The organism is Tenacibaculum insulae (assembly GCF_964512435.1).
Classification (GTDB): Bacteria; Bacteroidota; Bacteroidia; order Flavobacteriales; family Flavobacteriaceae; genus Polaribacter; species Polaribacter insulae_A.
Genome location: NZ_OZ208512.1, coordinates 2,306,583 through 2,320,926, shown reverse-complemented (window position 1 = coordinate 2,320,926; position 14,344 = coordinate 2,306,583). Strand labels below are relative to the sequence as shown.

11 protein-coding genes are annotated in these 14,344 nt (G+C 31.5%); 5 read left to right on the top strand and 6 right to left on the bottom strand.

Going from position 1 to position 14,344, the window contains the following annotated elements; genetic code table 11:
• The first annotated feature begins 119 nt into the window (after positions 1–119).
• Together ACN5J5_RS10675 and ACN5J5_RS10670 are read left to right on the top strand one after the other, a co-directional pair.
• A complete protein-coding gene (locus tag ACN5J5_RS10675) occupies positions 120–1,793 on the top strand; it encodes an OstA-like protein (RefSeq protein ID WP_418644881.1) in 1,674 nt (557 codons plus the stop codon).
• Positions 1,793–2,971 carry an aspartate aminotransferase family protein gene (locus ACN5J5_RS10670; protein ID WP_418644880.1) on the top strand — a complete coding sequence of 393 codons (1,179 nt, stop codon included), beginning with the start codon at positions 1,793–1,795 and terminating at the stop codon, positions 2,969–2,971. Before ACN5J5_RS10675 ends, ACN5J5_RS10670 begins: the two co-directional genes overlap by 1 nt.
• Here ACN5J5_RS10670 and ilvA read toward each other — a convergent pair.
• From ilvA to ACN5J5_RS10640, 6 genes are read right to left on the bottom strand one after another with little or no spacing between them, the layout of a single operon-like run.
• On the bottom strand, positions 2,968–4,230 hold the full coding sequence (ilvA, locus tag ACN5J5_RS10665) for a threonine ammonia-lyase (RefSeq protein WP_418644879.1): 1,263 nt from the start codon (positions 4,228–4,230) through the stop codon (positions 2,968–2,970). The genes ACN5J5_RS10670 and ilvA overlap by 4 nt on opposite strands.
• A gap of 4 nt (positions 4,231–4,234) precedes the next feature.
• Positions 4,235–5,737, bottom strand: coding sequence for a ketol-acid reductoisomerase (ilvC, locus tag ACN5J5_RS10660; RefSeq protein ID WP_418644878.1), 1,503 nt, complete (start codon positions 5,735–5,737; stop codon positions 4,235–4,237).
• A 4-nt stretch (positions 5,738–5,741) separates the two neighbouring features.
• The gene (gene ilvN, locus ACN5J5_RS10655; protein ID WP_418644877.1) at positions 5,742–6,266 is read right to left on the bottom strand and encodes an acetolactate synthase small subunit; all 525 of its coding nucleotides are present in this window, start codon (positions 6,264–6,266) and stop codon (positions 5,742–5,744) included.
• Between the two features lie 2 nt (positions 6,267–6,268).
• Complete coding sequence (gene ilvB, locus ACN5J5_RS10650; protein WP_418644876.1) at positions 6,269–8,002, bottom strand: biosynthetic-type acetolactate synthase large subunit; 1,734 nt, start codon at positions 8,000–8,002, stop codon at positions 6,269–6,271.
• 11 nt (positions 8,003–8,013) lie between these two features.
• Positions 8,014–9,693, bottom strand: coding sequence for a dihydroxy-acid dehydratase (gene ilvD / locus ACN5J5_RS10645; RefSeq protein ID WP_418644875.1), 1,680 nt, complete (start codon positions 9,691–9,693; stop codon positions 8,014–8,016).
• Between the two features lies 1 nt (position 9,694).
• On the bottom strand, positions 9,695–10,582 hold the full coding sequence (locus tag ACN5J5_RS10640) for a branched-chain amino acid transaminase (RefSeq protein ID WP_418644874.1): 888 nt from the start codon (positions 10,580–10,582) through the stop codon (positions 9,695–9,697).
• An 870-nt stretch (positions 10,583–11,452) separates the two neighbouring features.
• On the opposite strand from ACN5J5_RS10640, the gene ACN5J5_RS10635 reads away from it, so the two are divergent.
• The 3 genes from ACN5J5_RS10635 to argC are packed head-to-tail and all read left to right on the top strand — an operon-like array spanning position 11,453 to position 14,229.
• Positions 11,453–12,073, top strand: coding sequence for a GNAT family N-acetyltransferase (locus tag ACN5J5_RS10635; RefSeq protein WP_418644873.1), 621 nt, complete (start codon positions 11,453–11,455; stop codon positions 12,071–12,073).
• Entirely contained in the window at positions 12,070–13,248 is a 1,179-nt protein-coding gene (locus ACN5J5_RS10630; protein WP_418644872.1) for an argininosuccinate synthase, read from the top strand. The genes ACN5J5_RS10635 and ACN5J5_RS10630 overlap by 4 nt, the downstream gene beginning before the upstream one ends.
• Positions 13,249–13,251: 3 nt before the next feature.
• Positions 13,252–14,229: an N-acetyl-gamma-glutamyl-phosphate reductase gene (argC, locus tag ACN5J5_RS10625; RefSeq protein WP_418644871.1), complete on the top strand. Its 978-nt coding sequence runs from the start codon at positions 13,252–13,254 to the stop codon at positions 14,227–14,229.
• The last annotated feature ends 115 nt before the right edge of the window (positions 14,230–14,344 follow it).

The following is a 14,344-nucleotide window of genomic DNA, read 5'->3' as shown; positions in this document are numbered from 1 at the left end:
TTTACAAAAATAATCATTAAAAAAATGACACTCTCCTTTTATCATTATAATTTTATTGATTTATTAAGAAATATGGCACGTTCTTTTCATTATTTTTGCTACTTAAAAATATCGTTATTTTGAAAAATTTATTTCTTTTAACCTTTTTATTATTTTCATTGGGGAGTTTTTCTCAAACAAAAAAAATAAAAATACTTTCTACCCAACAAGCACTTACTGACGAGAACAAATACCCTGGCGCCACTTTACTTATCGGTAAAGTAAAAATGGCACACGAAGGTGCTACTTTAGATTGTCAGAAGGCATTACTTTATAAAAAAGATAATATTTTTAAAGCCATTGGTGAAGTTGTAATAGAGCAAGGGGATAGTATTATTCAATACAGTGATTTTGCTATTTATAACGGAAATACAAAAAAAGCAAAATCGTGGGGAAATGTTGAAATTAACGATAAAGAAATGAAACTTAGTACTGACACACTTCATTTTGATAGGCAAAATCAACTTTTATATTACCCAAATGGTGGAACAATTCGCGATAAAAAAAACACGTTAAAAAGTACTAAAGGAACTTATTATTTAAGAGATAAAAAATTTACTGCAAAATCTAAAGTAACTGTTGTAAACCCTGATAATAATTTAGAATCTGATCATTTAGATTATTACACCAACTCTAATTTAGCATACTTATATGGACCAAGTACAGTTACGAACTTAAAAGACAGCACCAAAATTTATTCTGAAAGAGGTTTTTACGATACCAATACCGATATTTCTTACTTTGTAAAAAACGCTAAACTTTTTTTAAAAGAACGAACTATAACTGCTGATAGTTTATATTACGATAAACGTAAAGGTTTTGCTTCTGCAACCAATAGAATAAAAGTTATAGACACACTTCAAAACATGGTTACCAAAGGTAATTATGCCGAATTATACGAAAAAAAAGATTCCCTTTTTATTATTGATAGAGCTGTTGCTATTACCGTTTTAGATAAAGATTCTATGTATGTTGCTGGCGATAAAATTTTACTAACTGGTAAACCCGAAAAGAGAATTGCTAGAATTTTTAAAAATGTAAAAATTTTTAAATCTGATTTACAAGGAAAATGCGACTCTATTCATACAAGTCAAAGTACTGGATTTACACGTATGTTTAACAATCCTGTTTTATGGTCTGGAAAAAGTCAAATAACAGGTGATAGTATTCAATTTGTTACTGATAAAAAAACAAACAATCTCGATTCTTTAAGAGTGTTACAAAATGCCTTTATGATTCAAAAAGACTCTTTATCAGAAGATGATTTTAATCAAATTAAAGGGCGAAATATTTATGGTAAATTTAAAGAAAATGATTTAAAAACCATGCTCGTTAAAGGAAATGCCGAATCGTTGTATCATAATCGAAACGAAGATACTCATGAGCTAGAAACGGTAACCAAAGAAATTGCAAGCGATATTGAATTTCTTTTAGAAAAAAACGAAATCATTCAAACTCAATATTTTAAAAAATCTGAAGGTAAAACATTTCCTCCTTCTGAATTTCCATCCGAAGAGAAAAAATTTAAAGGTTTTATTTGGCGCGAAAAAGAACAACCTAAAACTGTTGAAGATCTTTTTACTAAAGATAAAAATGCAAAAAATATCCCTTTAAAAACGTTAAAAAATGATATTGGCATTAAAAAAGCTAAAAAACAATTTTTAAAAGAAAGTGTTAAAAAGAAACGATTAAAGGAAACGAAACAAATTAAACCTAGTTTAAAATTAAAAGATTTTAATCCTAGTAAAAAGTAATGAAAGAGGATTTTTTTAAACACCAAGGACAAACTACGCCACACCCTTTAGCTATTGAAATTTCGCATGCTGAGGGTAGTTATATATACGATACTAGCGGAAAAAAAATGCTAGATTTTGTTGCTGGCGTGTCTGCCAATAGCCTAGGTCATAAGCATCCTAAAGTTAATGATGCTATAAAAAAGCAGCTAGATTCTTACACGCATGTTATGGTGTATGGTGAGTTTATTCAACAACCTCAACTAGAATTGTGTAAAGCATTAGCAAATACTTTACCAGAAAAATTATCGTCTGTTTACTTAGTAAATTCTGGTACCGAAGCTACAGAAGGAGCTTTAAAATTAGCCAAACGTTTTACAGGCAAAAGTGAAATAATTGCCGCTAAAAACAGTTACCACGGTAATACGCAAGGCGCGATGAGTGTTTGCGGAGCAGAACAACAAAACCGTGCTTTTCGTCCGTTAATTCCTGGTGTTAAGTTTATTGAATTTAATAATGAAATTGATTTAGCAAAAATAACCACAAAAACTGCTGGGGTTATTTTAGAAACGATTCAAGGTGGCGCTGGTTTTATTGAACCAAAAAACGATTATTTAACAAAAGTAAAACAACGCTGTAAAGAAGTTGGTGCTTTGTTAATTTTAGATGAAATTCAAACTGGTGTTGGTCGTACCGGTAAATTTTGGGGTTTTGAAAATTACAATGTTATTCCTGATATTATCATTGCTGGTAAAGGTTTAGGTGGCGGAATGCCAATTGGTGCTTTTATTGCTTCTTTTGAAGTTATGAACTGCCTAAAAGAAAATCCGAAGTTAGGACATATTACCACTTTTGGTGGGCATCCAGTAATTGCTAGTGCTGCATTGGCTACCGTAACAGAAATTACCGAAACAAACCTCATCAAAGAAACACTTAGAAAAGAGAAGTTAATTAGAACTAAATTTAAAAATCATCCTGCGATTAAAGAAATTAGAGGACGTGGATTAATGCTCGCTTTATTGGTAGAATCTCCAGAAATTGCCTCAAAAATCATTTTAAATTGTTTAGACAAAGGTGTTATTTTGTTTTGGTTGCTTTTTGAAGGATCTGCTATTAGAATCACACCTCCATTAACTATTTCTGATAAAGAAATTAACGAAGGTTGTGATCTTATTTTAGCCGAATTAGATAAATTCTAAACTAAAAATTCAAATAAATTAGGTTTGTCATTTAAATATTCACCATAAAAATTACGCTCTTTCATTCTTGTAATTAAAGGTGCTAAATCTGCTTTTTTTTGTAATTCGATACCAACTACGGCTGGTCCGTTTTCTCTACTTGTTTTTTTAGAATACTCGAAATAAGTAATGTCATCATTTTCACCTAAAACATCAATTACAAATTCTTTTAATGCTCCTGCTCGTTGCGGAAATCGAATAATAAAATAATGTTTTAATTGATTATAAAGTAAAGCACGTTCTTTAATTTCAGCAGTACGTGTAATATCGTTATTACTACCGCTAATAACACAAACTACATTTTTTCCTTTAATTTCTTCTGCAAAAAAATCTAAGGCCGCAGTTGTTAAAGCTCCCGCAGGTTCTACCACGATGGCTTCTTTGTTATACAAATCTAAAATAGTTTGACATACTTTTCCTTCAGGAACCGTTATCATATCATGTAAATTTTCTTTACAAATATCAAACGTTAAATTCCCAACTTGTTGTACCGCAGCTCCATCAATAAATTTATCAATTTTTTCTAATTTGATATTCTCATTTTCTGAAATAGCCGTTTTCATAGAAGGTGCTCCTGCCGGCTCTACTCCTATTATTTTTGTATTTGGTGATAGTATTTTAAATACACTCGACAGCCCTGATGCTAATCCACCACCGCCTACCGGAACAAATACATAATCTATTGTTTCTTTAGATTGATTGATAATTTCTAAACCAACTGTTGCCTGACCTTCTATTATTTTTTGATCGTCAAACGGATGCACAAATGTTTTACCTAAGGTATCGCACGTATGTTTTGCAAACCTATACGCGTCATCAAAAGTATCGCCAGTTAATTTAATATCAACATAATCGCCACCAAACATTTTAACTTGTGCTACTTTTTGTTTTGGCGTTGGAGCAGGCATTACAATAGTACCATGAATTTTAAGTTTTTTACATGCAAACGCAACTCCTTGTGCATGGTTTCCTGCACTAGCACAAACAATTCCGTTATCTCTTTCTTGCTGAGAAATTGAACTTATTTTATTATAGGCTCCTCTAATTTTATACGATCTAACTTGTTGTAAATCTTCTCTTTTTAAAAATATATTCGCCTCAAATTTTTCTGAATAAATATAATTTTTTAACAGAGGAGTTTCTGTAGCTACATTTTTCAATGCAACTACAGCTTCTTCTACTCCTTTTAAGGTTGGTCTGTATTTTGTTTGTACTTCCATATTTTTAATGAAAAACAACAACTTCTTTTTCTTCTTCTTGACTTATGGTTTTCATCGCTGTCATTGAAGCTCTTAATGTTTTTCCTATTTTTTCGATAGGATGATTTTGTACCGCTTCATTTACTTGAATTAATGCTAAGTTATCAACTTCGTTAGATGTTGCAAATGATGTACCAATTACAGAAGTATCTACTTGTTTCATAAATTCTACTAACATTGGCTTTGCTGCATGATCAAATAAATAACATCCATACTCTGCAGTATCAGAAATAATACGGTTCATTTCATATAATTTCTTTCTAGCTACTGTATTTGCTATTAATGGTAATTCGTGTAACGATTCGTAATATGCAGATTCTTCTTTAATTCCTGACGCTACCATGGTATCAAAAGCTAATTCAACACCAGCTCTTACAAAAGCAACCATTAAAACACCGTGATCAAAATATTCTTGCTCGCTAAAAGCTACTTCTGTTGCTTCTGTTTTTTCGAAAGCAGTTTCACCAGTTGCTGCTCTCCAACTTAATAAATTAATATCGTCATTTGCCCAATCTTCCATCATGGTTGTAGAAAAATGTCCCGACATAATATCATCCATATGTTTTACAAACAATGGTTTTAAAATTCCTTTTAATTCTTCTGATAGTTCAAATGCTTTTATTTTTGCTGGGTTTGATAAACGGTCCATCATATTAGTAATACCACCATGCTTTAAAGCTTCAGTAATTGTTTCCCAACCATACTGAATTAACTTTGATGCGTAGGTAGGCTCAATACCTTCTGCTAGCATTTTATCAAAAGATAAAATAGAAGCCGTTTGTAATACTCCACATAAAATGGTTTGTTCTCCCATTAAATCTGATTTTACCTCAGCAACAAAAGACGATTCTAAAACACCTGCTTTATGACCTCCTGTTGCAACTGCGTATGCCTTTGCTTGCGCCCATCCTTTATTTTCAGGATCGTTTTCTGGGTGTACTGCTATTAGTGTTGGCACTCCAAAACCTCTTTTATATTCTTCTCTAACCTCTGTACCAGGACACTTAGGTGCTACCATTATTACGGTTAAATCTTCACGAACTTGCATTCCTTCTTCAACAATATTAAAACCGTGAGAGTATGATAATGTTGCTCCTTTTTTCATCAAAGGCATTACTGTTTTAACTACTCGAGTATGTTGCTTATCTGGAGTTAAGTTTAAAACTAAATCTGCCGAAGGAATTAACGCGTTAAATGTACCTACGTTAAAATTATTTTCTGTTGCATTTTTATACGAAGCTCTTTTTTCTTCAATTGCAGCCGGACGTAATGCATACGAAACATCTAAACCTGAATCTCTCATATTTAAACCTTGATTTAAACCTTGAGCTCCACAACCAATAATAACAATTTTTTTATTTTCTAAAGCCTTTACTCCTTCAGTAAATTCTGAAGCGTTCATAAATCTACATTTTGCAAGTTGTTCTAATTTTCCTGCTAACGATAATGTGTTAAAATAATTTGTCATTTTTTTAGTTGTTTATTGATAATAAGGTTGATATTTTCATTTCTTCTTTGGTTATTGCAATACGTCCTGAACGAACAAATTGCATTATTCCGTGTTTATCTAACGTGTGATATAATTCTTCAATCTCTTCTTTATTTCCTGATTTTTCTAGTACAAAAAAGTCTTTATTGATATTAATCACTCTCGATTTACTGCTATTGATTATTGTTTGAATTTCATCATTTGCAATTAATAATTCTGAACTCAATTTAAATAAACATGATTCTTGGTAAATTGTATTTTCATCTGTATGATAATAAGCCTTAATTACCTCTACCTGCTTTTCTATTTGACCAATAATTTTTTTTATCTGATCTTCAGTTACTTTTACCAACAACGTAAACCTTGATACACTTTTTATTTCTGATTTAGAAATATTCATGCTTTCAATATTAATGTGTCTTCTTAAAAAAATACCCGAAATTCTGTTTAACAACCCTACGTTGTTTTCGGTATAAACCGAAACGGTATATGTTTGTTTATTTTCCATAATTATGCTAATCTTATATCTGAAACTGATGCTCCTGTTGGTATCATCGGGAATACATTATTCTCTTTCTCAACACAAACCTCTAAAAAATATGCATCTTTAGATTCCATCATTTCTTTAACAGTACCTGCTAAATCTTCTCTTTTGGTAACCCTTTTTGCATCTATACTGTAACCTTTTGCAATCGCTATAAAATCTGGATTAGTCATTTCTGTCGATGCATATCGTTTGTCAAAAAACAATTGTTGCCATTGACGTACCATTCCTAAAAACTCATTATTTAAAACAACAATTTTAACTGCTGCTTTGGTTTGTAAAATAGTTCCTAATTCTTGAATTGTCATTTGATAACCTCCGTCACCAGCAATCATCACAACCTCTCTTTCTGGTGCTCCCATTTTAGCTCCAATTGCAGCTGGTAATGCAAAGCCCATTGTACCTAAACCACCTGAAGTAACATTACTTTTAGTTTTGTTAAATTTAGCATAACGACATGCAAACATTTGATGTTGACCAACATCAGAAACAATAATCGCATCGCCTCCTGAAGCTATATTTATTTCCTTTAAAACCTCAGCCATTGTTAAACCATCTTTGGTTGGATATAAATCTTCTTTCTTTACTTTTTCATATTCAATAGCTTCTAGTTTTGTAAACTCTTCTAACCATTGATCATGTTTATTTTCATTAATTAGCGGTAATATTTGTGCTAAACTCTCTTTAACATCACCTAAAACAGCAACATCTGCCTTTACGTTTTTATCAATTTCGGCAGGATCAATTTCAAAATGAATAACTTTTGCTTGTTTTGCATATCTATTTAAATCTCCTGTAACACGGTCATCAAAACGCATTCCTACAGCTATTAATAAATCACATTCGTTTGTTAATTTATTAGGCGCATAATTACCATGCATTCCAACCATACCAACATTTAATTCATGTTCTGTTGGTAATGCTGACAATCCTAAAATTGTCCATGCTGATGGAATATCTGCTTTCTCAATAAAATTTTTAAATTCATCTTCTGCTTCTCCTAAAATAACACCCTGACCAAAAACTATTAAAGGTTTTTTAGCTTTATTTATTAAAGATGCCGCAGCTTTTACTTCTTCAAAATTTACCGTTGGTTTTGCTTTATAACTACGTATTGAAGTACATTTTTTATATTCAAAATCAAATGTATCAAACTGAGCATCTTTTGTTATATCAATTAACACAGGGCCTGGTCTACCTGATTTTGCTATATAAAATGCCTTTGCAAAAATTTCTGGAATCTCAGAAGCTTTTGTTATTTGATAATTCCATTTAGTTACAGGAGTTGAAATACCAACTATATCAGTTTCTTGAAAAGCATCCGACCCTAATAAATGAGAAGCTACCTGGCCTGTTATACATACCATCGGTGTAGAATCTATTTGTGCATCAGCAATACCAGTAATTAAATTCGTAGCTCCAGGTCCTGATGTTGCTATTGCTACACCTACTTTACCTGTTACTCTTGCAAATCCTTGTGCTGCATGCGTAGCTCCTTGCTCATGGCGAGTAAGCACATGATTAATTTTATCTTGGTATTTGTATAGCTCATCATATACAGGCATAATTGCCCCACCAGGATATCCGTAAATTAAATCTGCTCCTTCTTCAAGTAAGCATTTAACAACAGCTTCTGCTCCAGAAATATGTATTTTCTGCTTTGAAACTGTTTCAGGTTTTGTTTGCGTTTTTGTATTCATAATTTCAGCTATTAAAATGCATCAGTTACACACCCTTTAGATGCTGACGCTACTGTTTTTGCGTATTTGTATAATATTCCTTTTTTATGCTTTAATGCAGGTGTTACCCATTTCGCTTTTCTTTCTGCTAATTCCTCATCAGAAAGTAATACATTTATAGAATTGTCTTCTGCACTAATTCGGATTTTATCTCCTGTTTGTACCAAAGCTATTGTTCCGCCAGATTGTGCTTCTGGAGTAATATGTCCAACTACAAATCCGTGTGTTCCGCCCGAAAAACGTCCATCAGTAATTAAAGCTACAGATTTACCCAATCCTGCTCCCATAATTAACGATGTTGGTTTTAACATTTCTGGCATTCCTGGTCCACCTTTGGGACCAACATATCTAATTACCACTACATCACCTCTTTCTACCTCTCCGTTAGAAATACCTGTATTTGCAGCTTGCTCACCATCGTAAACAACTGCTTTCCCTTCAAATAAAAGACCTTCGTTTCCTGATATTTTAGCAACCGCTCCTTCAGAAGCAAGGTTTCCATAAATTATTTGAATATTTCCAGACGTTTTTAAAGCTTTATCTTTCGGATAAATAACATCTTGATCTTCAAATTGCATTGCTTCAACATCTGCTAAATTCTCTGCCAATGTTTTTCCTGTAACCGTTAAACAATCGCCATGTAAGTATCCATTATCTAACAAATATTTCATGATTGCTGGCGTACCACCAACACCATGAACATCTTCCATTAAGTATTTTCCTGATGGTTTTAAATCAGCAATTAACGGAGTTCTATCGCTTACTCGTTGAAAATCTTCTAAAGAAAAATCTATATCCGCAGCATGTGCTATTGCTAAAAAGTGCAATACCGCATTTGTAGATCCTCCAAGAGCATTTACCAAAGCAACTGCATTTTCTATTGATTTTTTAGAGATGATATCTAACGGTTTTAAATCTAGTTTTAATAAATTTTTAATCGCCATCGCAGTTCTTTCTGCTTCGGATAATTTATTCGGATTTTCAGCCGGAATAGACGAATTATAAGGCAATGCAAATCCCATACATTCTATTGCAGATGCCATGGTATTTGCAGTGTACATTCCTCCGCAAGCTCCTGCTCCTGGAATGGCTCTTTTTATAATTTCTTTGTATTCGTTTTCATCAATTTCTCCCGCTACTTTTTGCCCTAAAGCCTCAAAAGCAGAAACAATATTCAATTTCTTTCCTTTATAATTTCCTGAAGCAACACTACCTCCATACATCATTATTGATGGGCGATTTAAACGTAACATGGCAATTACTGCTCCTGGCATGTTTTTATCGCAACCTACTACAGATATTAATGCGTCATAACTTTGGGCATTCATAACCGTTTCTATAGAATCGGCTATAATATCTCTTGACGCTAATGAATAATTCATTCCAGAAGTTCCCATAGAAATTCCGTCTGAAACACCAATCGTATTAAAACCTAAACCTACTAAACCTGTTATTTTGGTTTCTACCTTAACCTCTGCAGCTAAATTATTTAAATGCATGTTACACGGGTTTCCATCATACCCTGTACTTGCAATTCCCACTTGAGCTTTACTCATGTCTTCGTCCGTTAAACCAACGGCATATAACATTGCTTGTGATGCTGGTTGCGATTCATCTTGAGTTAACCTACTACTATGTTTGTTTAATTTCATCTTAACTTGCTTTGCGTTTTTGACGTAATCCTTCTACTTCGTTTTTATATAATTTCATTAATTGATATCCGTGAGTTTTTTCCCACGATAGTGGAAATTGATATGCATCTAATGATTGTAATCCTACTACTTCTGCAGCTGTTCCTGTAAAAAAACAAGCATCTGCATTTTTTAATTCTTCTAGCGTAAAGTGTTTTTCTTCAACCGAAATTCCATTTTCTATACACAAATCAATTATTGTTGAGCGTGTAATACCAGCCATGATATGACCACGAGGCGGAGTGTATAATTTTCCTTCTTTTTGCATAAAAATATTTGCGCCTGAACATTCGGCTACATTGTTATTCATGTCTAATAACAAAGCTTCATCATAACCTGCTGCTTTTACTTCGTTTGATGCTAAAATAGAATTGATATAATGCCCCGTTACTTTTGCTTCAACAAAACAAGATTTAGGGTTTGGACGTTGAAACTTAGAGGTTTTTACTCTTAATAATTTATTTCCCATCAACTTATCCCATTTCCAACACTGTATTATCAACTCAGAACCTTTGGCAGAAAATACGCCCATATTTTCGCCTGTTACAATTAAAGGACGTATGTATGCGTCTTGTAAATTATTTTTTTCTAACAGCTCATATGTTAGTTTTGTAAGTTCGTCTATTGTATAATTAAATTCAATACTCATTACTTCGGCTCCGTATTTAAGACGTTTGTAATGTTCTTCTGATTTAAATATTCTGGTTCCTTCGCTTGTTTTGTATGCTCTTATACCTTCGAAGACGCCATTACCATAGTGTAAACTTTGGCTATATGGGTTTGATGTAGCTTCCTTTGCTTTGATAAATTTTCCGTTATAAAAAATTACACTTTCTTCGTTGTAATACATTTTATTGCTATTTTAATATTCAAAATTATTTTATTACTTTCTTACTAATTTTATTACATTATTCTTAAAACGATGTCTATTTGATAAAAAATTAAACTAATTGATTAATTATCAGTAAATTAAAAATATTCATATCTACTATTCAAAGGCATAAAAAAAACCTGTATCGAAATTGATACAGGTTTTTTTATTGTATAGCAATAAGCATCTGTATCAACTCGGTGGTGAGCTAATAATGACAATAATTAATACGATAATATTTAAAATTTGATTCATTTTTTTTATAATAAAAAAGGCTTCCTAAAATTTAGGAAGCCTTATAATATTTATTTTTTTAAATATACTTCCTTTATCCTTGTAAAATAATTACAATGACTACAATAGAAATAATATTTAAAATTTGTTTGTTCATTTTTGTTTTAATCTCCGTTTATAAAAAAACGATAGGCAAATATTGAAATTTATTTTTTAATTATCCTAATTATTTTCTAATAATTTAAAATTAATTTATATGTTTGCAATATGATTATACAAAAAAATAAAATACGTAGTACTGTTCCCAGTACATTTGTTCGCTTTCGCCGTCGCAGTTAAAAGCAAACAAATATTTCTTTATACGTAATTTTTATTTTTTTATTCTTTGTACAATTTCAAATTCATATCAATAGTATCTGTAGTTATTCTTTCGAATAGCCCCGCAATTGTACGCCCTATTTTCCGCCGTCGCCCTTTGGGTGCTATCTAATTTATTGAACTTAGGTGAGTCCGGTTCTTATTTTCAAACAATCAATTTATTTCAAATAACACAATACCTATCAAACACTTAAGTGTTTACTAAATTCATATTGGTATTATTTAAAATCAAGAACAATGGAAATTGTTATTGCTAATAAATCACATAGTATATACGCAAAAATTATCTGTGACACTATTACAGAGTCTGCTAATGTTAGAGGTACAGGAATTGCTAAGCGTACACCTGAATATATCATAACTAAAATAGAAAACGGCAATGCTGTTATCGCTTTAGAGAATGAGAAATTTGCTGGATTTTGTTATATAGAATCTTGGGGACATGGAAAATTCGTTGCTAATTCAGGCTTAATTGTACATCCTAATTTCAGAAAACAAGGATTGGCTAAAAGAATAAAAGCAACCGTTTTTGAACATTCGAGAACAAAATTTCCTTCAGCCAAAGTATTTTCAATAACAACAGGTTTACCTGTAATGAAATTGAATAGCGATTTAGGATATAAACCTGTTACTTTTTCAGAATTAACAAATGATCAATCTTTTTGGAAAGGCTGTCAAACCTGTAAAAACTATGATGTTTTACAAAGAACAAAACAACAAATGTGTTTATGTACAGGAATGTTATTCGATCCATCAATCAAAGAAAAAAACAACACTAAAGTAAAAATTAAAGAGAAAGTTTTTCAAAGATTAAAGAGAATTAAAGAAAGCCTTTTCTTAAAAAAATATAAAAAATGAAAAAATTAGTTATTGCATACAGCGGAGGTTTAGATACATCATATTGTGCCGTTAGCTTATCTAAAGCTGGATATGAAGTTCATGCTGTTAGCGTAAATACAGGTGGGTTTACAAATACAGAAATTCAAGATATTGAAAAAAATGCCTACAAAATGGGAGTTACTACTTATCAGAATATTGATGCTGTCGCTACATTTTACCAGAAGGTAGTAAAATATTTAATCTACGGAAATGTATTAAAAAACAATACATATCCTTTATCTGTAAGTGCAGAAAGGATTATTCAAGCAATCGAAATTGCAAAATATGCTAAAAGTATTAATGCAAAATATATTGCTCATGGAAGTACTGGAGCTGGAAATGATCAGGTACGTTTTGATATGATTTTTCAAACTATTGCTCCTGAAATTGAAATTATCACACCAATTAGAGATCAACAACTCTCTAGACAAGAAGAGATACAGTATTTAAAAGATAATGGGATTGACTTGTCTTGGGAAAAAGCAAAATACTCAGTAAATAAAGGTTTATGGGGAACAAGTGTTGGCGGAGAAGAAACGTTAACTTCTGATAAAGCATTACCTGAAAAAGCATATCCATCTCAATTAGAAAAAAACGGAGAGGAAAAAGTAAAAATGACTTTTAAAAATGGCGAATTCATTGCTATAAATGCTATAATTGATTCACCACAAAATAACATTCAAAAATTAAATGAATTAGCGTCTAAATATGCTATTGGTAGAGATATTCATGTAGGTGATACCATTGTTGGAATTAAAGGAAGAGTTGGTTTTGAAGCTGCAGCCGCGCTAATTTCAATTAAAGCACATCATTTATTAGAAAAACACACCCTTACTAAATGGCAATTACAACATAAAGAATATTTGTCTAGTTTTTACGGAATGCATTTACACGAAGGTCAATATTTAGATCCCGTTATGAGAGATATCGAAGCTTTTCTAGAAAATAGTCAAACTAAAGTTTCAGGTGAAGTAGCTATAACTCTTAAACCATATCATTTTCAATTAAACGGAATTTCATCTAAACATGATTTAATGAATCCAAAATTTGGAAGTTATGGTGAAGAAAATAAAGCATGGACTGCAAATGATGCAAAAGGTTTTATTAAAATTCTAGGAAATCAAAACAAAATATATCAACAAGTTAATTCTTAAAAAATGATACAAGCAGGAATTATAGGAGGCGCTGGTTATACAGCTGGCGAGTTAATTAGATTATTAATAAATCACCCAAAGGTTAAAATTAACTTCGTTTTTAGTACCTCTAATGCAGAAAATAAAATAAGTAACATTCATCAAGATTTAGTTGGTACTCTAAACTTAAAATTCACCAATACAATTAATTCGAATATTGATGTATTGTTCTTATGTTTAGGTCATGGAAATTCTAAGAAATTTTTAGAAAACAACACTTTTGCTAACACTACAAAAATCATCGATTTAGGAAATGATTTTAGGTTACAAAAAGATGCTGCTTTTCAAGAAAAAAACTTTGTTTACGGTTTACCTGAGTTACAAAAAAATGCAATTAAGAAAGCAAAACATATTGCCAATCCTGGTTGTTTTGCCACAGCCATACAGCTTGCCTTATTACCTTTAGCTAAAAATAATTTAATTAAAAATGATGTTCATATAAATGCTGTAACTGGTGCTACTGGTGCTGGTACGTCATTATCTGCAACAACTCATTTTACTTGGAGAGATAATAATTTTTCTTACTACAAACCTTTTACACATCAACACTTAGGAGAAATCAATCAATCTATACAGCAATTACAAGAAAATGTAAGTTCAGAAATTGTTTTTATGCCTAATAGAGGTGATTTTTCTAGAGGGATTTTTGCAACAGCTTACACCTATTTTAAGGGAACTTTAGAAGATGCAAAAACACTTTATAAAGAGTTTTATAAAGATGCTAATTTTACTATTATTTCAGATAATCATATACACTTAAAACAAGTAGTAAATACCAACAAGTGTTTAATTCACTTACACAAGTATGAAAATAAATTGCTCATAACAAGTGTTATTGATAATTTATTAAAAGGGGCTTCTGGGCAAGCAATACAAAACATGAATTTGATGTTCGGGTTTGAGGAAACAGCAGGACTAAATTTAAAAGCAACTTATTTTTAGAGACTCGTAAAGCGGCAAAGATTAAAAGTAAGAAAACAAAAAAGTAACAAAGGGACAAAGTTATTAAAGACTTGAAATTTTGTTCAATAGCAAACTTTGCAACTCTGTCACTTTA

What these genes read in the sequence shown, in the direction of transcription:
- ACN5J5_RS10670 (WP_418644880.1), top strand. Translation starts at nt 1,793, where the DNA reads ATGAAAGAGGATTTTTTTAAACACCAAGGACAAACTACGCCACACCCT.
- ilvA (WP_418644879.1), bottom strand. Translation starts at nt 4,230, where the DNA reads ATGGAAGTACAAACAAAATACAGACCAACCTTAAAAGGAGTAGAAGAA.
- ilvC (WP_418644878.1), bottom strand. Translation starts at nt 5,737, where the DNA reads ATGACAAATTATTTTAACACATTATCGTTAGCAGGAAAATTAGAACAA.
- ilvN (WP_418644877.1), bottom strand. Translation starts at nt 6,266, where the DNA reads ATGGAAAATAAACAAACATATACCGTTTCGGTTTATACCGAAAACAAC.
- ilvB (WP_418644876.1), bottom strand. Translation starts at nt 8,002, where the DNA reads ATGAATACAAAAACGCAAACAAAACCTGAAACAGTTTCAAAGCAGAAA.
- ilvD (WP_418644875.1), bottom strand. Translation starts at nt 9,693, where the DNA reads ATGAAATTAAACAAACATAGTAGTAGGTTAACTCAAGATGAATCGCAA.
- ACN5J5_RS10640 (WP_418644874.1), bottom strand. Translation starts at nt 10,582, where the DNA reads ATGTATTACAACGAAGAAAGTGTAATTTTTTATAACGGAAAATTTATC.
- ACN5J5_RS10635 (WP_418644873.1), top strand. Translation starts at nt 11,453, where the DNA reads ATGGAAATTGTTATTGCTAATAAATCACATAGTATATACGCAAAAATT.
- ACN5J5_RS10630 (WP_418644872.1), top strand. Translation starts at nt 12,070, where the DNA reads ATGAAAAAATTAGTTATTGCATACAGCGGAGGTTTAGATACATCATAT.
- argC (WP_418644871.1), top strand. Translation starts at nt 13,252, where the DNA reads ATGATACAAGCAGGAATTATAGGAGGCGCTGGTTATACAGCTGGCGAG.